Annotated in this window: 19 protein-coding genes and 1 pseudogene; 9 read left to right on the top strand and 11 right to left on the bottom strand. The window is 72.4% G+C overall.

What is annotated here, in order from left to right; genetic code table 11:
• Positions 1-42 precede the first annotated feature (42 nt).
• Positions 43-693 carry an NUDIX domain-containing protein gene (locus tag TR46_RS20300; RefSeq protein ID WP_042403229.1) on the bottom strand — a complete coding sequence of 217 codons (651 nt, stop codon included), beginning with the start codon at positions 691-693 and terminating at the stop codon, positions 43-45.
• A 249-nt stretch (positions 694-942) separates the two neighbouring features.
• Positions 943-2,631: a CTP synthase gene (gene pyrG, locus TR46_RS20305; protein ID WP_174505136.1), complete on the bottom strand. Its 1,689-nt coding sequence runs from the start codon at positions 2,629-2,631 to the stop codon at positions 943-945.
• Positions 2,632-2,995: 364 nt separating this feature from the next.
• Between pyrG and TR46_RS20310 the strand changes: the two genes are divergently transcribed.
• A complete protein-coding gene (locus TR46_RS20310) occupies positions 2,996-4,909 on the top strand; it encodes a glycoside hydrolase family 15 protein (RefSeq protein ID WP_042403230.1) in 1,914 nt (637 codons plus the stop codon).
• A gap of 54 nt (positions 4,910-4,963) precedes the next feature.
• Positions 4,964-5,638, top strand: a complete 675-nt coding sequence (locus TR46_RS20315) for an HAD-IA family hydrolase (protein WP_042403231.1) — start codon at positions 4,964-4,966, stop codon at positions 5,636-5,638.
• Between the two features lie 162 nt (positions 5,639-5,800).
• On the opposite strand, the gene TR46_RS20320 is transcribed toward TR46_RS20315, so the two are convergent.
• The 3 genes from TR46_RS20320 to TR46_RS20330 all read right to left on the bottom strand — a co-directional run bounded on the left by TR46_RS20320 (position 5,801) and on the right by TR46_RS20330 (position 9,951).
• A complete protein-coding gene (locus tag TR46_RS20320; RefSeq protein ID WP_042403232.1) occupies positions 5,801-6,949 on the bottom strand; it encodes a glycosyltransferase family 4 protein in 1,149 nt (382 codons plus the stop codon).
• Positions 6,950-7,148: 199 nt separating this feature from the next.
• Positions 7,149-8,852, bottom strand: a complete 1,704-nt coding sequence (recN, locus tag TR46_RS20325; protein WP_042403233.1) for a DNA repair protein RecN — start codon at positions 8,850-8,852, stop codon at positions 7,149-7,151.
• A 202-nt stretch (positions 8,853-9,054) separates the two neighbouring features.
• A complete protein-coding gene (locus tag TR46_RS20330; RefSeq protein ID WP_042403235.1) occupies positions 9,055-9,951 on the bottom strand; it encodes an NAD kinase in 897 nt (298 codons plus the stop codon).
• Positions 9,952-10,282: 331 nt separating this feature from the next.
• On the opposite strand from TR46_RS20330, the pseudogene TR46_RS20335 reads away from it, so the two are divergent.
• From TR46_RS20335 to TR46_RS20360, 5 genes and pseudogenes are all read left to right on the top strand, one after another.
• A pseudogene (locus tag TR46_RS20335) lies at positions 10,283-12,771 on the top strand (galactose oxidase early set domain-containing protein).
• On the top strand, positions 12,743-13,435 hold the full coding sequence (locus tag TR46_RS20345; RefSeq protein WP_052432948.1) for an SCO family protein: 693 nt from the start codon (positions 12,743-12,745) through the stop codon (positions 13,433-13,435). The pseudogene TR46_RS20335 and the gene TR46_RS20345 overlap by 29 nt, the downstream one beginning before the upstream one ends.
• Positions 13,436-13,529: 94 nt before the next feature.
• Complete coding sequence (locus TR46_RS20350) at positions 13,530-14,774, top strand: glycosyltransferase (RefSeq protein WP_042403238.1); 1,245 nt, start codon at positions 13,530-13,532, stop codon at positions 14,772-14,774.
• A gap of 50 nt (positions 14,775-14,824) precedes the next feature.
• Positions 14,825-16,396, top strand: a complete 1,572-nt coding sequence (locus TR46_RS20355) for an ArnT family glycosyltransferase (protein WP_084718757.1) — start codon at positions 14,825-14,827, stop codon at positions 16,394-16,396.
• Between the two features lie 23 nt (positions 16,397-16,419).
• Entirely contained in the window at positions 16,420-17,622 is a 1,203-nt protein-coding gene (locus TR46_RS20360) for a glycosyltransferase (protein WP_063770637.1), read from the top strand.
• 31 nt (positions 17,623-17,653) lie between these two features.
• Here TR46_RS20360 and TR46_RS20365 read toward each other — a convergent pair whose 3' ends face one another.
• The 3 genes from TR46_RS20365 to TR46_RS43560 are packed head-to-tail and all read right to left on the bottom strand — an operon-like array spanning position 17,654 to position 19,620.
• On the bottom strand, positions 17,654-18,466 hold the full coding sequence (locus TR46_RS20365) for a TlyA family RNA methyltransferase (protein WP_042403240.1): 813 nt from the start codon (positions 18,464-18,466) through the stop codon (positions 17,654-17,656).
• Positions 18,467-18,473: 7 nt separating this feature from the next.
• Positions 18,474-18,689 carry a hypothetical protein gene (locus TR46_RS41210; RefSeq protein ID WP_042403242.1) on the bottom strand — a complete coding sequence of 72 codons (216 nt, stop codon included), beginning with the start codon at positions 18,687-18,689 and terminating at the stop codon, positions 18,474-18,476.
• Complete coding sequence (locus TR46_RS43560; RefSeq protein ID WP_052432949.1) at positions 18,682-19,620, bottom strand: hypothetical protein; 939 nt, start codon at positions 19,618-19,620, stop codon at positions 18,682-18,684. Before TR46_RS43560 ends, TR46_RS41210 begins: the two co-directional genes overlap by 8 nt.
• Positions 19,621-19,784: 164 nt before the next feature.
• On the opposite strand from TR46_RS43560, the gene TR46_RS20380 reads away from it, so the two are divergent.
• The gene (locus TR46_RS20380; protein WP_042403244.1) at positions 19,785-20,132 is read left to right on the top strand and encodes a sterol-binding protein; all 348 of its coding nucleotides are present in this window, start codon (positions 19,785-19,787) and stop codon (positions 20,130-20,132) included.
• 67 nt (positions 20,133-20,199) lie between these two features.
• Here the strand turns inward: TR46_RS20380 and TR46_RS20385 are convergent, their stop codons facing one another.
• Both TR46_RS20385 and TR46_RS20390 read right to left on the bottom strand, forming a co-directional pair.
• On the bottom strand, positions 20,200-21,213 hold the full coding sequence (locus TR46_RS20385; protein WP_042403245.1) for an HAD-IIA family hydrolase: 1,014 nt from the start codon (positions 21,211-21,213) through the stop codon (positions 20,200-20,202).
• Between the two features lie 14 nt (positions 21,214-21,227).
• On the bottom strand, positions 21,228-21,704 hold the full coding sequence (locus tag TR46_RS20390; protein WP_042403247.1) for a tetratricopeptide repeat protein: 477 nt from the start codon (positions 21,702-21,704) through the stop codon (positions 21,228-21,230).
• Between the two features lie 129 nt (positions 21,705-21,833).
• Between TR46_RS20390 and TR46_RS20395 the strand changes: the two genes are divergently transcribed.
• Positions 21,834-23,123, top strand: coding sequence for a DUF1015 family protein (locus tag TR46_RS20395; RefSeq protein ID WP_042403249.1), 1,290 nt, complete (start codon positions 21,834-21,836; stop codon positions 23,121-23,123).
• An 81-nt stretch (positions 23,124-23,204) separates the two neighbouring features.
• Here the strand turns inward: TR46_RS20395 and TR46_RS20400 are convergent, their stop codons facing one another.
• On the bottom strand, positions 23,205-24,038 hold the full coding sequence (locus TR46_RS20400; RefSeq protein ID WP_042403251.1) for a tetratricopeptide repeat protein: 834 nt from the start codon (positions 24,036-24,038) through the stop codon (positions 23,205-23,207).
• Between the last annotated feature and the right edge of the window lie 151 nt (positions 24,039-24,189).

Raw genomic sequence — 24,189 nt, forward strand, 5'->3', positions numbered from 1 at the left:
GCTCCGCAGCTGCGCCCCGCCGTCAACAACTCAGTACGCCGATCACTCGAACGGGCGCGCGGGCCAAGGGGCTTCGGCGGGGCGCAGGCCGTACCGGCCCGCCTCCCCGAACACCTCGGTGTCCAGCGCGACCTTGGCCGCGAGGACGGCGGACACCAGCGCGCCGTTGTGCAGGTCGCCCGCGAGGACCAGCCGCACCAGCTCGTCCAGGTCGACCCGGTCTACCTGGAGGTCCAGCTCCTCGTGCTCGGCCTGGAAGCGTTCGCCGTCGGCCTCGGCCAGGTCCCTGGCCAGGAAGATCCGCAGGGCTTCGGACGACCCGCCGGGAGAGCTGTAGAAGTCGATCAGCGTGCGCCACTCGCCGGCCTTGGTGTGCGCCTCCTCGTACAGCTCCCGCTGCGCCGCGTGCAGGGGGTTCTCCCCCGGAACGTCCAGCAGGCCGGCCGGCAGCTCCCAGAGCCGCTGGCGCACCGGGTGGCGGTACTGCCGCACCAGCAGCACCCGGCGCGACTCGTCGAGGGCGAGGACCCCGACGGCGCCGGGGTGCTGCTGGTAGTCCCGCGCGGCGGTGGCGCCGTCGGGCATCACGACCTCATCCGTCCTGATGTCCCAGACCCTCCCGTGGAACGACAGCCGCGAGGCCGTCACCGGCCACTCCTCCGGACTGTCCGCAATCGCCTCGCGCCGCGCCATAGCCACCCTCCACGGTCTGCTTGAAACCTACGTCAGCCATGCAACCAGAAAGGGGCGCGGGGAAACCTGCGCACCTGGCCGGCCACGCAACCAGAAGGGGCGCGGGGCTCTGCTTGACCAACTACGTGCGCTGCCGACCATGCACCTCCGTAGAGGGCTGGTCGCGCGCGCAGTTGATCGAGCAGAGCCCCGCGCCCCCTGGGTCCGTACGCGGTCCCGTACGCGATACGGCCCCCGCGCCCCTGTGGGTTACTCGCCGTTGGCGGCCTGGCGCTTCACCGCTGCCGCGACGAGCCCCGCGAAGAGCGGGTGCGGACGCGTGGGGCGGGACTTGAGCTCCGGGTGGGCCTGGGTGGCGACCAGGTAGGGGTGCACGTCGCGGGGGTACTCCACGTACTCCACCAGGTCGCCCTTGGGCGACAGCCCGGAGAAGACCAGCCCCGCCTTCTCCAGCTCGCCGCGGTACGAGTTGTTGACCTCGTAGCGGTGCCGGTGCCGCTCCTCCACGTACGGCTCGTCGCCGTACACCTCGCGGACGATGGACCCCTCGGCGAGCTTCGCCGGGTAGAGCCCGAGCCGCATGGTGCCGCCCAGGTCCCCCTTGCCGTCGACGATCTCCAGCTGCTCGGCCATGGTCGAGATCACCGGGTTCTGCGCCGCCGGCTCGAACTCGGTGGAGTTGGCGTCGGCCAGCCCCGCCAGGTTCCGCGCCGCCTCGATGACCACGCACTGCAGCCCCAGGCACAGCCCCAGCAGCGGGATCTGCTTCTCACGGCCGTAGGTGATCGCGGCGACCTTGCCGTCCACGCCCCGGTCGCCGAAGCCGCCCGGGATGCAGATCGCGTCCACGTCGCCGAGCTGCTCCTCCGCGCCCTCGGGCGTCCTGCAGTCGTCGGAGGTGACCCACTTGATCTCGACCTTGGCCTTGTTGGCGAACCCGCCGGCCCGCAGCGCCTCGGTCACCGACAGGTAGGCGTCCGGCAGGTCGATGTACTTGCCGACCAGCGCGACCTTCACCACGTGCTCGGGCTCGTGCACCCGCCGCAGCAGATCGTCCCAGACGGTCCAGTCGACATCGCGGAAGGCCAGGTCGAGCCGGCGGACGACGTACGCGTCCAGGCCCTCGCTGTGCAGCACCTTGGGGATGTCGTAGATCGACTTGGCGTCGATCGCCGCGACCACGGCCTCCTCGTCGACGTCGCACATCAGCGAGATCTTGCGCTTGATCGCCTGCGGCACCTCGCGGTCGGCGCGCAGCACGATCGCGTCGGGCTGGATGCCGATGTTGCGCAGCGCCGCCACCGAGTGCTGCGTCGGCTTGGTCTTGAGCTCGCCGGACGGGCCGATGTAGGGCAGCAGCGAGACGTGCACGAAGAAGACGTTGTCCCGGCCGACCTCGTGCCGCACCTGGCGGACGGCCTCCAGGAAGGGCAGCGACTCGATGTCGCCGACGGTGCCGCCGACCTCGGTGATCACCACGTCCACGTCCTCGGTCGCCATCCGCCGGATCCGGGACTTGATCTCGTTGGTGATGTGCGGGATGACCTGGACGGTGTCGCCCAGGTACTCGCCGCGGCGCTCCTTGGCGATGACGGTGGAGTACACCTGCCCGGTGGTCACATTGGCCGAGCCGTGCAGGTTGGTGTCCAGGAAGCGCTCGTAGTGGCCGACGTCCAGGTCCGTCTCGGCGCCGTCGTCGGTGACGAAGACCTCGCCGTGCTGGAACGGGTTCATGGTGCCGGGGTCGACGTTCAGGTACGGGTCCAGCTTCTGCATGGTGACCCGCAGTCCACGCGCCTTCAGCAGAGCCCCGAGGCTGGAGGCGCTGAGCCCCTTGCCGAGCGAGGAGGCGACGCCCCCGGTGACGAAGATGTGCTTGGTCGTCGTGTTGTTCCGGCTGCTGCCGCTGGAATGACTAACGGCGTGGGGCTGTGCCAAGAGGGGGCTCCCGTGGTTGCGTCTTCGCAGGTGTCGACCGGACCCTGCGTTCCGCCCCGAGCGATGCTGAGGAGCGGGTTGGCGGCGGTGCCTAGCACCAGTCCACGGGGTACCAGCCTATCAGCGCCGTGGCTTGATCGCGTTCCCCGACCCTCCCAGCGGCGCGCCAAGATCTCTGGTGTTCACACCCATCCCTTTCGGCGTCGTATCCTGCACGGACGCGTTCCTCCAGCAGGAACCCCACAGATCCCAGGGGCACCACAGCACCTGACGGATCGACGGCAGACCCGGGCGCTCACACCCCTTGTGCCTCTCTAACCCCGCATCAGCGCTGCCGAGTTCATCTCGCGAACTGGAGATCCACGTGGCCGCTCGCATCGAGGACTACGCCCTCATCGGCGACATGCAGACCGCCGCCCTCGTCAGCCGGGACGGTTCGGTCGACTGGCTGTGCCTGCCCCGCTTCGACTCCCCGGCCGTCTTCGCCGGCCTGCTCGGCACCGACGAGCACGGTTTCTGGCGGATCGGCCCGGCCGACCCGATCGGACGCCCGCAGACGGCCGCGCCCAAGGGCCTGCCGGACTTCACCGAGAGCGGCGAGTTCCGCGCGCTGCCGGCGACCGCGGCCGCCCCCGCCGCGCCGGCCACCCGGCGCCGCTACCGGGGCGACTCGCTGGTCCTGGAGCAGGAATGGGACACCCCGCGCGGCACCGTCCGGGTGATCGACTTCATGCCCCCGCGCGGGCTGCCCGAACGCGGCGCGGTCCCGCAGATGATCCGCATCGTCGAGGGCGTCAGCGGCCGGGTGCGGATGCGCTCGGCGCTGCGGATGCGCTTCTCCTACGGCCGGGTGGTCCCCTGGGTCCACAAGGTCGAGGACGGCGGGAGCGTCCGCACCGTCGCCGTGGCCGGGCCCGACTCGGTGTGGCTGGACGGCGAGGCCGAGACCTACGGCCGCAACCTCACCACCTACGCCGACTTCACCGTCGCCGCAGGCCAGCGGATCGCCTTCGCCCTCACCTGGCAGCCCTCCCACCTGGGCGCCCCCGACCAGCCGGACGCCGAGGAGGCGCTGGCCACCACCGAGGAGTTCTGGCAGGACTGGGTCTCCCAGTGCACCTACCAGGGCCCCTACCGGGAGGCCGTGGTCCGCTCGCTGGTGACCCTCAAGGGCCTCACCTACGCCCCCACCGGCGGCATCGTCGCGGCTCCCACCACCTCGCTGCCCGAGGACATCGGCGGCGTCCGCAACTGGGACTACCGCTTCACGTGGCTGCGGGACGCCACCATCACGCTCTCCTCGCTGCTGCGCACCGGCTACCGCGACGAGGCCCGCGCCTGGCGCGAGTGGCTGCTCAGGGCGGTGGCCGGGGACCCGGAGAACCTGCAGATCATGTACGGGATCGCGGGCGAGCGGGAGCTCACCGAGGCCTCGCTGGACTGGCTCCCCGGCTATGAGGGCTCCACCCCGGTCCGGATCGGCAACACCGCCGCCGAACAGCTCCAGCTGGACGTCTACGGCGAGGTCGTCGAGGCGCTGCACCTGGCCCATATGACCGGCCTGGTCCGCAACGACCACGCCCATCTGCTGCAGCTGCGCCTGATCAGCTACCTGGAGCAGCACTGGCGCGAGCCGGACGAGGGCATCTGGGAGGTGCGCGGCCCCCGTCGGCACTTCGTCCACTCCAAGGTGATGGCCTGGGTGGCGGTGGACCGCACCATCCGGATGCTGGAGGAGACCCCGCACGAGGGCCCGCTGGAGCGCTGGCGCCAGCTGCGCGACGACATCCACGAGGACGTCTGCGAGCACGGCTTCGACCCCGAGCGCAACACCTTCACCCAGTCCTACGGCTCCAAGGAGCTGGACGCCTCGCTGCTGCTGATCCCCCAGGTCAACTTCCTGCCGCCGGACGACAAGCGGGTGATCGGCACCATCGAGGCGATCCAGCGCGAGCTGCTGACCCCCGACGGCTTCGTGCTCCGCTACCCCACCAGCGGCGGCGACGAGGGCGTGGACGGCCTGCCCGGCGACGAAGGGGCGTTCCTGGCCTGCTCGTTCTGGCTGGCCGACGACCTGGCGATGATCGGCCGGGTCGGCGAGGCACGGGACCTGTTCGAGCGGCTGCTGGCGATCCGCAACGACGTGGGCCTGCTCGCCGAGGAGTGGGACCCCCGGCTGCAGCGGCAGGTCGGCAACTTCCCGCAGGCCTTCAGCCACGTCCCGCTGATCGACACCGCCCTGCGACTGAACGCCACCGGAGGGCTGCCCGCCAGATGAGGCCCCCCTCTTTGTATGCTTGAGGAACAAAGTCGGTTCCGCCAGAGGAGTGCCATGCCTGCCCCCATTGCCGAGACCGTGATGCTGACCGCCCGTGCGCTGCTGCTCGACATGGACGGGACCCTGGTCGACTCCGGACCGGCGGTGGAGCGGGTGTGGCGCGCCTGGGCGGCCAAGCAGGGGCTGGACGGCGACCGGGTGCTGGAGGTCGTCCACGGCCGCCAGGGGTTCGCCAGCATGGCGATCCTGCTGCCGGACCGGCCGATGGAGGTCAACCACGCCGAGAACGCCGAGATGCTGGCCCGGGAGACCGAGGACACCGAGGGCGTCGTCCCGATCGCCGGCGCCCCCGCGTTCCTCGCCGCACTGGCCGGCCTCCCGCACGCCCTGGTCACCTCGGCCGACGACGCCCTGGCCCGGGCCCGCATGGGCGCCGCGGGGCTGACCGTCCCGTCGGTCGCGGTCACCGCCGAACACGTCACCCGCAGCAAGCCCGACCCCGAGGGCTTCCTCCTCGGCGCGAGGCTGCTCGGCATCGACCCCCGGGACTGCATCGTCCTCGAGGACTCCGAAGCCGGCACCCGCGCGGGCCTGGCGGCCGGCATGCAGGTCATCGGCATCGGCCCCGCCACAGCCGGCTACGGCGCGACCGTGTCCGTCCCGGACCTCGACAGCATCCGGGTCACCACCGACGCCTCCGGCGCCATCACCTTGACCGTCACCCTTTGACCGGGGTGTTCTGACGGTTCTTCGGCTGCGGACCGTAGTCGGCTGGTCGCGCAGTTCCCCGCGCCCCCGGGCAGGTGCAACTTGCCCACAGCGGTTCAGTTGCAGCCCCGCAGGGGCGCGGGAACTGCGCGACCAGCCAAGCACCCACGTAGGGCGAACCGCCTACCGCTCCCCCGTCAATTCGTCGTACACGCTCAAAACTTGTGCCACAGTAGCCGCCTCGTCCGGCCACGTCTCCGCCTGCGCCACCCCCGCCTCCGCGAGAGCCGCCCTGCGGTCGTCGTCGGCGAGCACCGCCGACACCGCCGCGGCCAGAGCAGTCGGATCCCCCGGAGGGACCAGCACGGCGGCGTCCCCGACCAGCTCGGGCAGTCCGCCGACCGCGGTCGCGACCAGCGGCACCCCCGCCCGCAGCGCCTCCTGGGCCACCAGCGACCGCGCCTCCCAGCGGGAGGAGATCACCACCAGGTCCGCCGCGAGCAGCAGCTCCCGTACGTCCGAGCGCTGCCCCAGCAGCCTCGCCCGCAGCTTCTCCGACTTGATCCGCCCGCGCAGCGCCCCGTGCTCGGGCCCCTCCCCCGCGATCAGCAGCAGCGGCTCCTCCCCGCCGCGCCAGCCCGAGGCCGCGTCCAGCAGCAGGTGGAAGTTCTTCTGCGGGACCAGCCGCCCCACCGCCAGCACCACCGGCCGGTCCTGCCGCTCCTTGCCGCCCAGCAGCTCCTTGCGCACCGCCTCCCGGCTACGCTCCGCGGCACCCCCCGCGGGGGCGGCCAGCGGCGGTGCCGCCACCGGGCCCAGCCGCGCGTCGGCCGCGCCGAGACTGCGGGCCCGGGCCACCAGGTCGGAGGAGGCGCCCAGGATCAGGTCCGCGTTCTTGGCGACCCGACGCTCCATCAGCCGCAGCAGCCTGCGCTCCACCCCGGTGGCGAGGTTGGCGTGGTGCGAGGTGACCACCAGCGGGGTCCCGGCCCGCGCCGTACGCAGCGCCAGGTCCGACAGCAGCGCCGCCCGCAGCCCGTGGGCGTGCACCAGCGAGGCGCGGGCGAAGGCCCGCCTCAGCTCGCCCACAGCGGCCGCGTCGGTACGGGGGCCAGGTGTGGGCGTGATCTCGACCGGCTGGAACCGGGCGCCCGAGCCGGAGAAGCCGTAGCGCTCGTCGGTCTCGGCCGGGCCGCACACGGTGACCTCCAGGCCGTGCGCGCTGAGCCCCTGGGCCAGCGAGCGCACATGCGCACCGATGCCGCCGGAACCCCCTGCCAGTACCAGGACGGCATGCAGTTGGCCGGTGGGGGCTGCAGTGGTGTGCTCCACGGTCAGCGTCGTCTCCTGCTCGGTCGGATGGGGGCGGGGCGGACGGGCCCGCGGGTGGCCGCCGCGGGACCACGATGCCAGCTCGGAAGGGGTCTTGGACAGTCGGCCACGGCCCCGACACGGCTCTGCGACGATCGTCACGACCCGGCGCTCACCCGTTCGGCGGCGTGTCGCCGGACGGACGCCCTGCGGGCACCTTCTAGTCGCGCGCCGAACTGCGGGCGGCCTCCAGCAGCTCCTCCGCATGCGCACGGCCGAGCTCCGAGTCCTCAAGGCCGGCCAGCATCCGGGACAGCTCCCTGACCCGTTCGACATCGCTGAGGGTGGTGACCCCGCTGCGGGTGACGGTGCCGTCGACGGTCTTCTCCACCACCAGGTGCCGGTCCGCGAAGGCGGCCACCTGCGGCAGGTGGGTCACCACGATGACCTGCGAGGTCCGGGCCAGCCTGGCCAGCCGCCGGCCCACCTCGACCGCGGCCTTGCCGCCGACCCCGGCGTCGACCTCGTCGAACAGGTAGGTCGGCACCGGGTCGGCGCCGGCGAACACCACCTCGACCGCCAGCATCACCCGGGACAGCTCGCCGCCGGAGGCGCCCTTGGCGATGGGACGCGGCGGGGCGCCGGGGTGCGGTGCCAGCAGCACCTCCACCTCGTCCACGCCGTAGGGGCCGAAGTCGGCGGCGGGGGTGATCCCGAAGCTGACCCTGGCGTGCGGCATGGCCAGCTCGGTCAGCTCGGCGGTGACGGCCTTGGCGAAGTCGTCGGCAGCGGTCCTGCGGGCCTCGGTGAGCTGCGCGGCGAGCGCGGAGACGATGCCGCGCAGCGCCTCCTGCTCCTCCTCCAGCGCGCCGATGGTGTCGTCGTCGCCGTCCAGCTCGGTGAGCCGTTCGGCCGCCGCCTCGGCCCAGTCCAGCACCTCGGCGAGGCCCCCCTCGGGGCCGCTCGTGGCGTACTTGCGCACCAGGTGCGCCAGCACCGCTCTGCGCTCCTCGACGGCGGCCAGCCGGGCCGGGTCGGCATCCAGGTCGTCCGCGTAGCCGGCCAGGTCGCCGGCGATGTCGCCGAGCAGGTAGCCGACCTCGCCGAGCCGGTCGGCGAGCGCCGCCAGCCGGGGGTCGTGGCCGCGTACCGACTCCATCGCCCGCCGGGCCTGCGCCAGCAGCGTCCCGGCGTCCATCGCGTCGGGGTCGGCCGGCTCACCGGCCAGCGCGGCGTGGGCCTGGTTGGCGGCGGAGGACAGCGCGTCGGCGTGGCCGAGCCGCTCGGACTCGGCCGCCAGCTCCAGGTCCTCGCCGGCCAGCGGTTCGGCGGCGGCGACCTCGTCCAGGCCGAAGCGCAGCAGGTCGGCCTCCTGGGCCCGTTCCCTGGCCCGGGTGGTCAGCTCGTCCAACTGCCCGGTCACGTCGCGCAGCCTGCGGAATGCGGTCTGGTACTCGGCCAGCGGCAGCGCCACCGGGTCGCCGGCGTAGCGGTCCAGCGCGCCGCGCTGCCGCGCGGGCTGCAGCAGCCGCTGCTGGTCGGTCTGGCCGTGCACCGCGATCAGGTCCTCGCCCAGGGAGGACAGCAGCCCCAGCGGGACCGAGCGGCCGCCGACATGGGCCCGGGACCGCCCCTCCGCCGAGACGGTGCGGCTGATCAGCAGCGCGCCGTCGTCCAGCTCCGCGCCGGCCTCCACCGCGCGCCGGGCGGCCGGCGAACCGTCCGCGTCGGCGACCCGCCCCTCCACCACCGCCCGCTCGGCGCCGTTGCGGACCAGGGCCGGGTCGGCCTTGCCGCCGAGGAGCAGCCCCAGGCTGGTGACCACCATGGTCTTGCCCGCCCCGGTCTCACCGGTGACCACGGTGAATCCGGGCGACAACTCCACCACGGCGTCCTCGATCACGCCCAGCGACCGTATCCGCATCTCTTCCAGACGAGGCCGCTCTACGCCGTTGACCTGCACCTTGTCCTCTCGGTGAGCGCTCACTGGCCCCTCTGGGGAAAATCCTGGGGAGCCCGTGCTCCCGTCCACGTCCGTACACCGATCCCATGACGGGCTGGCCCTGAGCCTAGCGCCTGTCCGGCCGGGCGAAGCGGGGAGCACGTCGTTCATCGGGCCGCCACCGTCAGCGCTGGGCCGCGCCACGCCAACCGGTCACCGGCAGCGCGAACTTGGCGACCAGCCGGTCGGTGAAGGGGGCGCGGTGCAGCCGGGCCAGCCGGACCGGGATCGCGCCCCGCCGGACCTCCACCCGGGCCCCGGCCGGGAGCTCCACGGTGCGCCGCCCGTCGCACCAGAGCACCCCGTTGGGCGTCTTCGCCTGCACCTCGACGGCCAGCACCGAGTGCGGCGAGGTCACCAGCGGCTTGGCGAACAGGGCATGGGCGCTGATCGGCACCATCAGCAGCGCCTCCACCTCCGGCCACACCACCGGGCCGCCCGCCGAGAAGGCATAGGCGGTCGATCCGGTGGGCGTGGCGCAGACCACGCCGTCGCAGCCGAAGGTGGACACCGGGCGCCCGTCCACCTCGGTCACCACCTCGATCATGCGTTCGCGGGATGCCTTCTCCACAGAGGCCTCGTTGAGCGCCCAGTCGGTGTGCACCACTCGGCCGTCCGTTCGAACGACCACGTCCAGGGTCATCCGCTCCTCGACCGCGTAGTCGCTGTCCACCACCCGCTCGACCACCTTCTGCAGGTCGTCGCGCTCGGCCTCGGCCAGGAAGCCGACCCGGCCGAGGTTCACACCGAGCATCGGCACCCCGGACTCCCGCGACAGCTCAGCCCCGCGCAGCAGCGTCCCGTCACCGCCGAGGACCAGCACCAGCTCGCAGCCCTTGGCCGCGCCCGGACCGCCGGCCACCATCTCCACCTGGGCCGGATAGCCCATGTCGGGCGCCTCCTCGGCCAGCACCCGGATCCTGATCCCGGCCGCGGACAACCCCTCCACCAGGCACTCGACGCTCTGCAGCGCCTCCTCGCGGCCGGTGTGCGCAAGCAGGAAGACCGTACGGTCGCTCATCTGAACCTCCGGCGCCCGACGGGACGTCCTCGGCCCGGTCGGCGCTCCCCCTCGATAACGGGCAAGTCGCGGTCAAGTGCAGTGACCTGACCTTACCCGGTGTCCCCCGCCCCACCTGGAAGCCCGGCCCCGGCAGCCCCTCGCATTGACAATCGTGCTGGCTTGCGAAGGCCGCTGTATCCCGGGTGTTAATTCGCGGAGTAGAAACGTCGCGCGCCCGCGCCGGGGCGATTGCTCGGCCTTACGCTTCCGGTGGGAGCCGAGGGGGATCCCGTTTCCTGGCCGGGGGGCTGGTATGGCCGAAATGCGTCTCCATTCCCGTTCTCTCCATATGCGGGGAAAGCTCACCGCATTGTTGTCGACGCTGGCGCTGATACTCGGGCTCGGTCTCGCCGACGCACGTTCAGCGCACGCGTCGGCCAATCTGGTCGTGAATCCCGGCTTCGAGCAGTTGGGGTCCGGCAATTGGCCGGTCTGCTGGGAGCAGTCCGGCTGGGGCAGCAACACCGCCGCCTTCTCGGTCAGCGGTCAGTCCAGCACCGGCGCCCGTGCCATGCAGATCACCATGACCGCGGCCGGCTCCGGCGACCGCAAGGCGATGATGAGCGAGAACAGCTCCTGCGCCCCGGCGGTCACCCCCGGCCACCAGTACCTGCTCGGCCTGTCGTACATGACCAGCACGCCGGACTCGGTGGTCACCGTGTTCCGGCACGACACCCGGAACGGCTGGCAGTACTGGACCGACCTGAAGACCCTGCCGGTGTCCGCCGCCTACGCGCAGACCAGCGTGGAGACCCCGGCGATCCCGGCCGACACCGACATGGTGACCTGGGGCGTCTCCATCTACGGCGTCGGCACGCTGATCACCGACGACTACACGATGTACGACGCCACCGCCGCGGTGACCGGCACCGGCTGCAGCGCCGGGACCGCCTGCACCGCGGGCGTCTGGCAGACGCTGCCGTTCAACTCGCCGGTCCGCTCCATCCACGTGGTGCTGCTGAAGAACGGCAAGGTGCTGATGGTGGCCGGCTCCGGCAACGATCCGGACGCCTTCGCGGCCGGCACCTTCACCTCGGCGGTCTACGACCCGGTGGCCGAGACCTTCCAGGTGATCCCCACCCCATCGGACATGTTCTGCTCCGGGCACGTCCAACTGGCCGACGGCAAGGTGCTGATCCTCGGCGGCAACGCCGCCTACCCCGCCGCCAACGGCAGCCACGGCTACGAGGGCCTCAACTCCTCGTACCTCTTCGACCCGGACACCGACACCTACGTCAAGGTCGACAACCTCAACGACGGCCACTGGTACCCCTCCGCCACCGAGCTGGGCAGCGGCGACGTGCTCGCCTTCGGCGGACTCAGGGCCGACTCCACCGGCTCGGTGACCGCCGAGTACTTCTCGGCAGCGAGCGACTCCTGGCTGCCGCTGAACCAGGTCAACCAGACCTGGTCCTACTGGGGCCTGTACCCGGCGATGATCCTGCGTCAGGACGGCTCGCTCTTCTACACCGGCAGCCACGTCTTCGGGAACAACATCGCCGGAACCGGGGCCGACCTCTACAACTACACGACCAACACCATCACTTCGGTCAGCGGGCTGCAGGACAAGGACAACCGGGACCAGTCGATGTCGGTGCTCCTGCCCCCGGCACAGAACCAGGAGGTGCTGACGGTCGGCGGCGGCAATGTGAACACCGATGTCGACGCCAACCGCGACACAGACCTGATCGACCTCTCCGCGGCCACCCCGGCCTACACCGCAGGACCGCCGCTGCCGCAAGGGACGCTGACCGGCGGCGCGGCCGAGACCGGCGCCCAGGGCAAGATGTACGTCTCGCTGGTGGTGCTGCCCGACGGCAAGGTGCTGGAGGCCGGCGGCGGCCTGCACGACCGCGAGGACCCGGTCTACGAGGCCTCGATGTACGACCCGGTCGCCAACACCTTCACCCCGGTCGCCGCCGACCAGGTGCCGCGGACCTACCACTCCTCGGCCTTCCTGCTGCCGGACGGCCGGGTCATGGCGATCGGCGACAACCCCGGCGACGGCACGTTCGACCTGCGGGTCTCGGTCTACTCGCCGCCCTACCTGTTCGACGGGGCCAGACCGCAGATCACCTCGATCGGCTTGACCGAGTGGGGCTACGGCTCGACCCAGACCGTCACCGTCGACCGGGCCGTCGGCACCGCCGAACTGATCCGGCCCGCCGCGGTGACCCACTCCTCCGACCCCAACCAGCGCTATGTCGCCCTGCCGGTCACGGCCAACGGCAACACCCTGAGCCTGAACGTCACCGGCAACCCGAACCTCGCCCCACCGGGCTGGTACATGCTCTTCGTCACCGACGCCGACGGCGTCCCCTCCGTGGCCACCTGGGTGCATCTGACATGACACGTCGACTCAAGCGCATCCTGCTCGGCCTCGGCGCCCCGGCCGCCGCGACCGCGGCCGTCCTCGGCCTCCAGGGCGGCGCCGACGCCGCCGGGCACCACGTCCGCCACCTGGCCGTCCCGCTGACCACGGGCCCGCCGGCCGTCCACGTCCCTCAGCCCGGGGGCAGCGGCGGCAGGACCGTCCGCAACGGCACCGGCCCGTCCAGGGTGCCGGTCCCGGCCAATGTCGACGGCTGCGACCACGACTACGGCACCGTCAACCAGTGCGTGCCCTGGACGGTCGCGGGCAGCACCACCGCCGAGCGCTGCGCCTGGCTGGCCGCGCACGGCTTCGGCCCGCTGAAGGTCCACGGCACCGACCGGCAGCACCTGGACAGCAACAAGGACGGAACGGCCTGTGGCCCCGGCGACCGCACGCATACGTGAGGGCCTGGCCCTCGTCGCCGGCTGCGCCCTGCTCACCGCCTGCGCGTCCGCCGGTCCCCCGACGATCCGTCAGGGCACCACCGGTGAGGGCCTGGTAACGGTCGCCACCGCTCCAGCCGCGCCCTCCGCCGCCTGGCCCTACTACGGCATCCGGATCGAACCCGCCGTCGCCCTGCCGACGTTCGAACTCACCGACACCACCGGCGCGCCCTACCGGCCCAGCACCCGCGCGGCCGGACGCATCGTCACCCTCTTCTTCGGCTACACCGCCTGCCCCGACGAGTGCCCCACCACGATGGCGGACATCGCCGCCGCCCTGCGGGAGCTCCCGGCATCCGTCCGCGACCGGGTCACCACGCTGTTCGTGACCCTGGACCCGGCCCATGACACCGCCGGGGTGCTGCGCGGCTGGCTCGCCCACTTCGACCCCGGCTTCGTCGGCCTCAGCGGTCCGGTCGCCGAGGTCGACCGGGACGCCCTCGCGCTCGGCGTCCCGGCGCAGCCGCCCAGCGAGGACGCGGCGGGCACCCGCACCGTCGAGCACGGCACCCAGACCCTGGTCTTCGGCCGGGACGGCACCGCGCAATTCGTCTGGAGCCCGGAAACAACGGTTTCGGACATCGCCCATGACCTGAAACAGTTGGCCGATGTTTCGGCCCGGTAGCCGATCCGTAAAAGCCTCGATTTCACCCGGCGCGGTCACACCGACTGCGCTCTACTGGCCGTACCGGTAAATCCGGAATTCCGGGGGGAAGCGAATGTTCAGTTCTGTTTTCATGCTGCTCGTGTCCACTGTCCTTTTCGGCATGTCCGCAGCCACCCTCTGGTGGATGCTGCATGCCTGGCGCACACCCGAAATACTCGAAGGCACCCGTTTCGTCCCCAGCGACGGCGCGCACAGCCTCTCCTTCTCCCTGCTCGTCCCGGCCCGGCACGAGCAGGGGGTGCTCCGGCACACCATCGGGCGACTCCTGGAGTCGGAGTACCCCGACTACGAGGTCCTGGTGATCGTCGGCCACGACGACCCGGAGACCGCCGAGGTCGCCGCCCGCCTCGCCGGGGAGCACCCCGACCGGGTCCGGGTGGTGACCGACACCCACCAGGTCAAGAACAAGCCCAAGGCGCTGAACTCGGCGCTGCCGCACTGCCGGGGCCGGGTGGTGGGGGTCTTCGACGCCGAGGACCACGTCCACCCCGACCTGCTCTCCCACGTCGACCACGCCTTCCGCGGCGACGCCGACGTGGTGCAGGGCGGAGTACAGCTGATCAACTTCCACTCCAGCTGGTACAGCCTGCGCAACTGCCTGGAGTACTTCTTCTGGTTCCGCAGCCGGCTGCACCTGCACGCCAGCCACGGCTTCATCCCGCTCGGCGGCAACACCGTGTTCGTCCGCACCGAAGTGCTGCGCCGGGCCGGCGGCTGGGACGAGCAGTGCCTTGCCGAGGACTGCGACCTCGGCGTCCGGCTCTCCTCCCAGGGCGCGAAGGTCGTCGTGGCCTACGACTCGGCGATGGTGACCCGCGAGGAGACCCCGGACACCCTCTACGGGCTGCTGCGCCAGCGCACCCGGTGGAACCAGGGCTTCCTGCAGGTCTACCGGAAGAAGGACTGGAAGCAGCTGTCCACCGTCCGGCAGCGGCTGCTGGCCCGCTGGACCCTCAGCACCCCGTTCCTGCAGGCCTTCTCCGGCGTGGTCATCCCGCTGGACGTGGCGCTGGCGCTGTTCGGGCACCTGCGGGTCTCGGTTGCGCTGGTCTCCTTCCTCCCGGTGGTGCCGACCCTGGCGACCTTCGCCTTCGAGGCGGTGGCGCTGCACGACTTCGGGCTGCAGTACGGGCTGCGGGTGCGGCCCTGGCACTACGTCAAGTTGATCGCGGGCGGCCCCTTCTACCAGGTCGTGCTGGCCGCGGCGGCGCTGCGCGCGGTATGGCGCGAGGGCCGCGGACAGCGCGGCTGGGAGCTCACCCGGCACGTCGGCGCGCACCTCACCGATGCCGCGTAGCCGTTCCTGCCCCTGATGACGAGCGGACCCGAACAACGAAAGGCGGCCCCATGACCACCGTTCTGGACACCCTCGCCGGCGTCGCCGACACCGAGGTCCCCGCCCCTACCGCACCGCCGCGACGACGGTGGGACCTGTGGACCGCGCTGGCGGTCACCCTGCCGGTCCTCGTGGTGCAGGCCTGGAACATCACCGGCTACCCGACCGTCAGCGACGACGAGGGCACCTATCTCGCCCAGGCCTGGTCCGTCCAGCACTGGCACGGTCTGGCTCCCTACACCTACTGGTACGACCACCCCCCGCTCGGCTGGGTGCAGATCGCCCTGCTGTCCTGGCTGCCCGGCCTGTTCAGCTCCTCCGCGCACCTGTTCACCGCGGAGATGCGGGTGGTGATGGTCCCGGTCACCGCGGCCTGCTGCCTACTGCTGTTCACCCTGGCCCGGCGGCTCGGGCTGACCCGCTGGGCAGCCGGGCTCGGGGTGCTGCTGTCCGGCCTCTCGCCGCTGTCCGTGGGTCTGCAGCGGGAGCTGTTCCTGGACAACTTCGCCGTGCTGTGGATGCTGGCCGCGCTGGTCCTGGCGGCCTCGCCGCGCAGGCACCTGTGGCACCACATCAGCGCCGGCCTGGCGGCCGGGGCCGCGGTGCTGTCCAAGGAGACCATGCTGGTGGCGGTGCCCGCGCTGGTGCTGCTGCTGGCGCAGCGCAGCGACCGCAGCACCCGCAAGTTCTCGCTGGTCGGTTTCGGCGCCGCGTTCTGCCTCACCGTCGCCCAGTACCCGCTGTACGCACTGCTGAAGAACGAACTGCTGCCGGGCACCGGGCATGTCTCGCTCTGGGGCGGCATCGCCTTCCAACTGGGCCGGTCCGGCTCCGGGTCGCTGCTGACCTCGGGAACAGGCTCAAACCAGACCCTGAACTCCTGGCTCTACTACGACCATGTGCTGATCGTCGCCGGGCTGGTGGCCGCCGTCGCCATGTTCGCCTCCCGGCAGCTGCGCGCCCCGGCCCTCGCCGTGCTGCTGTTCACCGCCGTCGCGGTCCGCCCGGGCGCGGGCTACCTCCCCGCGATGTACGTCATCCAGGTGCTGCCGTTCCTGGCCCTGTGCATCGCCGCCACCGCCCAGGTCCTGGCCCGCACCGCACTGCACGCCCTCCCCCGGGCCGACCTGCTCCCGCTGCGCTGGGCGGTGGTGGCTGTGGCCGCCGTCCTGGCCGCCGGCTATGTCGTCCCGCACTGGTACCAGGGCGACCGCACCGCGGTCACCGCCGACGCCAACTCCCAGTACGACCGGGCGGTGCGGTGGATCCGCGCCGAGATCCCCGACCCGGCGGCGACCCGGATCGTGGTGGACGACGCGATGTGGCTGGACCTGGTCCACGACGGCTTCAAGCCCGGCACCGGCGTCATCTGGTTCTACAAGGTCGACCTCGACCCCGCGGTCGCCCACGGCTTCCCCAAGGGATGGCGCAGCCTGGACTACATCGTCTCCACCCCCACCCTCCGGCAGAACCCCGACAGCCTGCCCACCGTGGAGGACGCGCTCACCCACTCCACCGTCATCGCCTCCTTCGGCAGCGGGACCGACCTGATCCAGATCAGAAAGATCGACAAGTCCTCCTGACCTCTCCGGAAGGGTCCATTCCCATGGCGTCCGACACCCCCGCCTTCACCGTGCTCATCCCGACCTTCAACGAACAGGAGAACGTTCCCGAGCTGCTGCTCCGCCTGGTCGCCGCCCTGCTCCCGGCCGACCGGCCGGGGGACGCCCCCGCGCCCCGGCTGCTGTTCGTCGACGACGGCAGCGACGACACCGCCCGGCTGCTCACCGAGGCGTCCGCCGTCTGCCCGCTGCCCATCACCGTGCTGCACCGCGACGTCCCCGAGGGCGGCCTCGGCGGCGCCATCGTGGCCGGCCTGCGCCAGGTCTGCGAGAACGGGGGCGCCTGGGGCGGCGACTGGGCCGTCGTGATGGACGCCGACCTGCAGCATCCGCCGGACCTGGTCCCGGAACTGGTCCGCACCGGCCGCAGCGAGCGCGCCGATCTGGTGGTGGCCAGCCGCTACCTGGACGGCGGCAGCAGGCAGGGCCTGGCCGACCGCTACCGGGTCGCGGTCTCGGCTGCCTCCACCCTGCTGGCCAAGGGGGTCTTCCCGCTGGAACTGCAGGGCATCAGCGACCCGATGAGCGGCTTCTTCGCCCTGCGGACCGCCGCCGTGGACCCCGCCGAACTGCGGCCGCTGGGCTACAAGATCCTTCTCGAACTCGCCGTCAGATCCCGACCGCGCCGGGTCGCCGAGGTGCCGTACCGGTTCGGCGAACGCTTCGCCGGCGAGTCCAAGTCCTCACTCCGCGAGGGTCTGCGCTTTCTGCGGCACCTCACCGGCCTGCGGTTCTCCACCCCGGGCGGGCGCGCCCTGGCCTTCGCCCTGATCGGGCTGAGCGGAGTGCTGCCCAACCTGGGTCTGCTGCGGTTTCTGACGGGCACTCACATGCACTATCTACCGGCCGAGGTGTTGGCCAATCAGGCCGCCCTGGCCTGGAACTTCGCGCTGCTGGAGGCCACCGTCTTCCGGAGTCGGCGGCACCGGCACTGGGCCAGCCGCACGGCCAGGTTCTGGGCGCTCGGCAACGCCGATCTTCTGCTGCGCATCCCACTGCTGGCCCTGCTGGTGAGCGCCCTGGGGATGGGCGTGCTCCCGGCCACCGCGCTGACCCTGGCGGCATCGTTCGCGGTGCGCTTCCTGATCGCCGAACGGTCCATCTACGTCCCGCACCGCGAGGCCCCGCGCAGCCCGGCCGCCGCCTCGGCACCACTGCCGGTGCCGGATCTGGCCAGGGCCGAGTGACCGCGCCGGGGCGCTCTGCTTCGGCCTTCCGCTACTGGGGGCCCTGCTCCACGGCCCGGCGGGCGTCCGCCGGGTCCAGCGGCGGGGCGTCCCGGCGGAACCACAGGAAGTACTCGACATTGCCGGAGGGCCCGGGCAACGGGCTCGCGGTCACCCCGCGCACGCCCAGCCCCTGCTCGGCCGCCTGCGCGGCCACCTTCTCGATCATCTCCTGGCGCAGCTGCGGGCTGCGGACCACCCCGCCGCTGCCGAGCCGCTCCTTGCCGACCTCGAACTGCGGCTTCACCATCAGCACCAGATCGCCCTCGGGCGCCGTGCAGCGCGCCAGCGCGGGCAGCACCAGGCCGAGCGGGATGAACGAGAGGTCGCTGACGACCAGGTCCACCGGCTCCCCGTCGAGCTGTTCCAGGGTGAGCTCGCGGACATTGGTCCGGTCCATCACGGTCACCCGGTCGTCGCTCTGCAGCGACCAGGCCAGCTGGCCGTAACCGACGTCGACCGCGAGCACCCGGGTCACCCCGGCGCGCAGCAGCACGTCGGTGAACCCGCCGGTGGACGCGCCGGCGTCCAGGCAGCGGCGGCCCTCGACGGCCAGTCCGTCAGGCACGAACGCCGCCAGCGCCCCGGCCAGCTTGTGGCCGCCCCGGGAGACGTAGTCGGGGTCGTTGTCGTCCTTCGCGACCACCACCGCGGCGGCGGTCTCCACCTGGGTGGCCGGTTTGGTCGCCGTCGTCCCGCCCACCGAGACCCGTCCGGCGGCGATCAGCTCGCTGGCGTGCTCCCGCGACCGGGCCAGCTTGCGGCGGACCAGCTCTGCGTCCAGACGGCGTCGTGCGACTGCCACGTACGGTTCAGCTCCTGCGGTTCGTTGCGGTGTCGAGCGGGTCGGTGTCCAGCGCGTTCAGGGTGTCACGAAGGGCCTGGTGCACGCTCTCGTAGACCGCGGCGTGCGCCTCGGTCGGCACCCCGCCCACCTCCCCCAGCCCGGCCAACGCGGCGTCGACGGCATCGTGCCCCGTCTCCACCACCTGGGGCTGCGGCGGTCCCTGCGGCTGCGGCTCACTCATCGCCGGCCGCCGGGGTCCGCTTCGCGGTGGTCTTCTTGGCTGTCGCCTTCTTCGCGGGAGACTTTTCGGCTGCGGCCTTCTTCGCCACGGCCTTCTTGGCGGTGGCTTTCTTGGCAGTGCTCTTCGTAGCAGTGCTCTTCGTGGCAGTGGCCTTCTTCGCTGCCGTCTTCTTCGCCGGCGCCTGTCCCGCGACCGCCCGCTCCGCCTGCGTCGCGGGTTCCGCCGCTGCCGCCGGATTCCGAGCGGGTGCCTTCTTGGCGGGCGCCTTCCTCGCCCCGGTCTTCGCGGCAGCGGTCTTCCTCGCCGGCGCCTGCCCGGTGACCGCCCGTTCCGCCGCTGTCACCGGCTCCGCAGCCGGCTCGGGCTCGACGGGCGCAGCAGCTGCGGGCTTTCGGGCGGGGGCCTTCCGGGCCGCGCGCGGCTTGGGCGGCTTGGGTGTCGCGTCAGCAGGCACCCGCGCCTCGCGCCGTGCGGCGGTCTTCTTCATCCCCGGTACGGCCGCGCGCCTGCGCGCCGCCGCCGCTGCGGCGTCGTCCACCGGGAGATCCTCGTCGACGACCACGCGCACCGGTCGCGCACCGGCGGATCCCGGCCGCGGCGCCGGGAACGCCTGCTCCGCGCGCGGCTTCGCCCTCCGCGGTTGCCCGGGCTCGGCCGCAGGCGCGTCCTCGCCACCCTGCAGATGCCGGACCTGCTGCTCCAGGAACTCCAGCACCACGCCCACCTGGACCACCCCGTCGCCGAGCCGGCTCCACACCTTGTCCGCCTCCGAGCGGACCACGCCGACCAGCTCGTCGGGATGCACCCCGCTCAGCTGCAGCAGTTCCCTGGCCGCTCCCTCGGCCCGCCGCCGGACCTCCTCGGCCACCCCGACGACCCCGGTGGCGGCCCCCGCCGCGGCCTTCAGGCAGTCACGCACCACGTCGCGCATCCGGCACTCCTCTCGACACCCACGAAGAACAACAGGCCCTGCACCGACGCTACCGCCTGTACACCCCCGGTCGCCCACCCGGACACCGGCTCTCGGCCCATCCGGCGCTGCGGTAGCGTCGGTGCAGCCAGCACGTATCCCGCACCTCAGGAGCACAGCGCACCATGGCCACCACCGCCGAGTGCCGCGCGGCACTGGACCAGCTCAGCCGCAACCTCGGCAAGGCCGAAGGCGACGTCCGGGCCGCCGCCTCCCTGGACCGCTCGCTGACCTGCTGGATCACCGACCTGGACATCACCTTCTCGGGACGGCTGCGGGACGGCAGCATCACCGAGGTGACCGAGGCGCCGGGCCGCCCGGTCGGGCGGGCCCAGATCCGGCTGGCGATGGCCGGCGACGACCTGGTCGCCCTGGTCGGGGGCCGACTGAACTTCGCGTCCGCCTGGGCCACCGGCCGGGTCAAGCTGGAGGCAGGCATCCGCGATCTGCTCCAGCTCCGCAAACTGCTCTGAGCGACCGGGCTCCGGCCCCCAGCCTCGGCCTCCGCCCTCAGAGCTCCAGGCCTCAGAGCTCCAGGCCTCAGAGCTCCAGCCCGGCCAGCGCCTCGCGCCACTTGGGCGTCTGGCCGCCCGGCGCGTCCGCCGCCGCCCAGGCTGCCGCGCACAGCGCCCGCAGCCCGTCGTACCGGTCCTCCCCGCGCCCGGTGAACTCCAGCGCGCCGTCCAGCAGTTCCACCGTCCAGCCACCGCAGCGGTAGCTGCCGCCCGCCCCGGCGCCGAGCTCCGGCTGCACCCGCAGCAGTCCGCGCAGGTCCGCCGCCAGATACGTGGGCCGGTACTTGGCCGGGGCCTCCGGCAGCTCCTCCGGCCTGCTTACGCCGGTGAACACCAGCAGGCTGTCGACGCCGCCGTTGTAGGCGCCCTCGATGTCGGTGTCCAGCCGGTCCCCGACCACCAGCGGCCGCTTCGCGCCGGTGCGGATCACCGTCTCCCGGTGCATCGGCGGCAGCGGCTTCCCGGCCACCTCCGGCTCCACCCCCGTGGCCGTCCGCACGGCCGCGACCAGGGTGCCGTTCCCGGGCGCGGTACCGCGCGCGGTCGGAATGGTCAGGTCGGTGTTGGAGGCCACCCACGGCAGGCCCCTGGCCACGGCGTAGGAGGCCTCGGCCAGCTGCTGCCAGCCGACCGAGGGGTCGTAGCCCTGCACCACCGCGGCCGGCCCGTCGTCCAGCGAGCGCACCGGGCGCAGGCCGCGCTCCCGCACCGCCTCCAGCAGCCCATCGCCGCCGATCACCAGCACCGCGGAACCCGCCGGCACCTTCCCGGCGACCACCCGGGCCGCCGCCTGCGCCGAGGTGATCACGTCCTCCGGTTCGGCGGCGATGCCCAGCTCGGTCAGATGCCCGGCGACCGCGTTCGGCGTACGCGAGGCGTTGTTGGTCACAAAGGCCAGCCGCATCCCGGCGGCGCGGGCCTCCGCGAGCGACTCCACCGCGTGGTCGATCGCCCGGGGTCCCGCGTAGACGACTCCGTCCAGGTCCAGCAGGGCCGTGTCATAGGCCCGGTACAGCGGCTGGTCTGCGTGCTCAGACATGGATCGGTGTCTTCCTACTCGTCCTGGTGATGCTCTTGGTCCCGCAAGTCCTGCTCCTGCTCTGCCCCGACCGTACCGAACCCCCCGGCCCGCGCCTTCAGGGTCGCCCGGGTCTGGCGCAGCGCGGCCCGGTAGTGGGCGGCGTCCGGACGCATTGCCACCGCGAGCGCCAGATGCACCGCCGACTCCTCGAAGTCCCCGGTCCGCGCCGCCGCCAGGCCCCAGCCGAACTGGGCGTAGTCGTCGGACGGGTCGGCCAGCGCCACCTCCCGGAAGCTCTCCAGCGCGGCGGCGTACGAACCGGCGTCGAACTGCGCCCTGGCCAGCGACTCCCGGATCGCCGCCGAACCCGGCTCGGCCGCCGCGGCCCGGCCCAGCAACTGCTGGGCCGCCCCGGGGTGGCCCCCGGCCAGCAGCTCGCTACCGCGCCGGAACCACTCGTAGACATCACCGCTCGGTGCACCTTCGTCGCTGCGTGCACGTTCCCTCATCGCGCCCTCCGATGATCAGGCAACCAGGCATACCCGATTAACATGCCCAGAGTGAGAGCAGTCAGTGCAGACGACTCAGGAGATTTCCGTTCCGGTGATGATGCCCGTGGTTGGGGTGATGCCGGACGGGTGGCGGCCGCCGGGCTGTCGCTGGCCCCGTTCCGGGGCCTGCGCTACGACCCGGCGAAGGTCGGCTCCCTCGCCGCCGTGACCTCCCCGCCCTACGACGTGGTGGACCCCGACGGGCGGCTGCGCCTGGAGACCGGCGACTCGCACAACATCGTCCGGCTGATCCTGCCCCGCCCGCAGCCCACCGCGGAGAGCGGCTACCGCCAGGCCGCCCGGCTGCTCGCGGACTGGCAGCGCGCGGGCGTACTGGTCCCCGATCCGGCCCCCGCCCTCTACGTCTACGAGCAGCGGATGCCCGCCGAGGACGGCGACCCCGACGGCGGCACCCTGCAGCGCGGCCTGATCGGCGCCCTGGCGCTCAGCGACCCGGGCGCCGGCGTGGTGCTCCCGCACGAGGACGTGATGCCGCAGCCGGTCGCCGACCGGGTCGGCTTGATGCGCACCACCAAGGCCAACCTGGAGCCGCTGCTGCTCACCTACCGCGGCGACGGCGGAGCCGCCGACGTGGTCGAGCGCGCCGCGTCCGGCCCCGCGCTGCTGACCACCACCACCCTGGACGGCACCACCCACCGGCTCTGGTCCGTCACCGCCGCGGCCGACCTGGCCGCGGTCAGCACCGACCTGGCCACCTGCCGCGCCCTGATCGCCGACGGCCACCACCGCTGGGCCATGTACCTGCGGCTCCAGCGCGAGCACCGGCACCTGGCCAACAGCCCCTGGGACCGCGGTCTGGTCCTGCTGGTCGACACCGCCCGCTACCCGCTCCGGGTCCGCGCCATCCACCGGGTGCTGCACCAGCTCCCGGTGGACCGGGCGCTGGCGGCCCTCGGCGAGGCCTGGTCGGTCACCCCGCTGAAGGACGGCTCGCAGCAGAGCGCCCTGGCCGACCTCGCGGCCGCCAAGGCCGCCGGGCTCAACGCCTTCGTCCTGGCCGGCGACGGCGGCTTCCACCTGGTCACCGGCCCGGACGAGCCCACCCTGCGCGCCGCCGTCCCCGGCGACCTCCCGGAGGAGTACCGCCGCCTGGACGCCACCGTGCTGCACTCGGTCCTACTGGACCGGGTCTGGCATGTCCCCGACGCCCCGGATCACATCGGCTATCTGCACGACACCGCGGCCGCCGTCCGCGAGGCCGAGCGCGGCGGCGGAACGGCGGTGCTGCTGCACCCGGTCGAGGAGGGCGTGGTCCGCCGCCTGGCCGAGCAGGGCGTCACCATGCCCCGGAAGTCCACCTCGTTCGGCCCCAAGCCGGCGACCGGCCTGGTCCTGCGCAGCCTCCTGCTGCGCTGAAGGATCGGAGACGCAAATACGGCAAACAACTGTGGCCCGGAACCAGAGACTTCCTGGTTCCGGGCCACAGTTGTCGGACCGTCAGTCGCGCTCGTCCTCGGGCTCCAGGAAGGGACGCTCGGCGGACGGGCCGCTGAAGCCCTCCTCCTCGTCCTCTTCCTCGTCGTCCTCGTAGTAGTCCTCGCCGTCGCCCTGGGCGAACTGGGCGTCACCGTCCTCGTCGTCCACGTCGTCCACCTCGACCACGATGCCGGACTCGTCCTCGTCGTCGTCCTCGTCGTCGATCTCGACCTCGGGGTCGAGCGTGTCGACGAACTCGATGCCGTCCAGCTGCGCCAGGCGCTCGGCCGCGTTGGTGCTGCCGTCCTGGTCGGCCTCGACCGCCTTGGCGAACCAATCGCGCGCCTCGTCCTCACGCCCGGCGCCGATCAGCGCCTCGGCGTAGGCGTAGCGCAGCCGGGCCGTCCACGGCTGCACCGAGTTGGACCCCAGCTCGGGGCACTCGAGCGTCACCACGGCGGCGTCGAACTGCTCCATGTCGCTGCGGGCACCCGCCGCGACCAGGCGCATCTCGATCTGCCCGGCCTTGTCGAGCTGCTTCACCTCAGGGGCGCCGGCCATCTCCAGTGCCCGCTCCGGCCGGCCCAGACCGCGCTCGCAGTCGGCCATGACCGGCCACAGCTCCGCCGACCCGGTCATCCGACGCGAGGCACGGAACTCGGTCAGCGCCTCCGAGTAGCGCTCGGTGACGTAGGACGCGAACCCGGCCGCCTCCCGCACCGCCGCGACCCGCGAGGCCAGCCGCAGCGCGACCCGGGAGTAGGCGTAGGCCTCCTCCGGCTCACTGTCGAGCAGCCGCGCCACCATGACGAGGTTCTTGGCCACGTCCTCGGCGAGCGTCTTCGGCAGGCTCATCAGTTCCTGGCGGACATCGCCGTCGATCTCCTGCCCGGTGACGTCCTCGTCGATCGGCAGCCGGCGAACCGGCTCACCGCGCCGCTCGTCCCCACCCCGGCTCTCGAACCGCCCACCACCGGACGACCCGCGGTCGTCCCGGCGCGGGCCA

The organism is Streptacidiphilus carbonis, assembly GCF_000787775.1.
Classification (GTDB): Bacteria; Actinomycetota; Actinomycetes; order Streptomycetales; family Streptomycetaceae; genus Streptacidiphilus; species Streptacidiphilus carbonis.

Coding starts and splice junctions, on each gene's coding strand:
- recN (WP_042403233.1), bottom strand. CDS start 8,852: ATGCGGATACGGTCGCTGGGCGTGATCGAGGACGCCGTGGTGGAGTTG.
- TR46_RS20390 (WP_042403247.1), bottom strand. CDS start 21,704: ATGAGGGAACGTGCACGCAGCGACGAAGGTGCACCGAGCGGTGATGTC.
- TR46_RS20380 (WP_042403244.1), top strand. CDS start 19,785: ATGGCCACCACCGCCGAGTGCCGCGCGGCACTGGACCAGCTCAGCCGC.
- TR46_RS43560 (WP_052432949.1), bottom strand. CDS start 19,620: ATGCGCGACGTGGTGCGTGACTGCCTGAAGGCCGCGGCGGGGGCCGCC.
- TR46_RS20315 (WP_042403231.1), top strand. CDS start 4,964: ATGCCTGCCCCCATTGCCGAGACCGTGATGCTGACCGCCCGTGCGCTG.
- TR46_RS20355 (WP_084718757.1), top strand. CDS start 14,825: ATGACCACCGTTCTGGACACCCTCGCCGGCGTCGCCGACACCGAGGTC.
- TR46_RS20360 (WP_063770637.1), top strand. CDS start 16,420: ATGGCGTCCGACACCCCCGCCTTCACCGTGCTCATCCCGACCTTCAAC.
- TR46_RS20330 (WP_042403235.1), bottom strand. CDS start 9,951: ATGAGCGACCGTACGGTCTTCCTGCTTGCGCACACCGGCCGCGAGGAG.
- TR46_RS20350 (WP_042403238.1), top strand. CDS start 13,530: ATGTTCAGTTCTGTTTTCATGCTGCTCGTGTCCACTGTCCTTTTCGGC.
- TR46_RS20400 (WP_042403251.1), bottom strand. CDS start 24,038: ATGAGCCTGCCGAAGACGCTCGCCGAGGACGTGGCCAAGAACCTCGTC.
- TR46_RS20300 (WP_042403229.1), bottom strand. CDS start 693: ATGGCGCGGCGCGAGGCGATTGCGGACAGTCCGGAGGAGTGGCCGGTG.
- TR46_RS20385 (WP_042403245.1), bottom strand. CDS start 21,213: ATGTCTGAGCACGCAGACCAGCCGCTGTACCGGGCCTATGACACGGCC.
- TR46_RS41210 (WP_042403242.1), bottom strand. CDS start 18,689: ATGAGTGAGCCGCAGCCGCAGGGACCGCCGCAGCCCCAGGTGGTGGAG.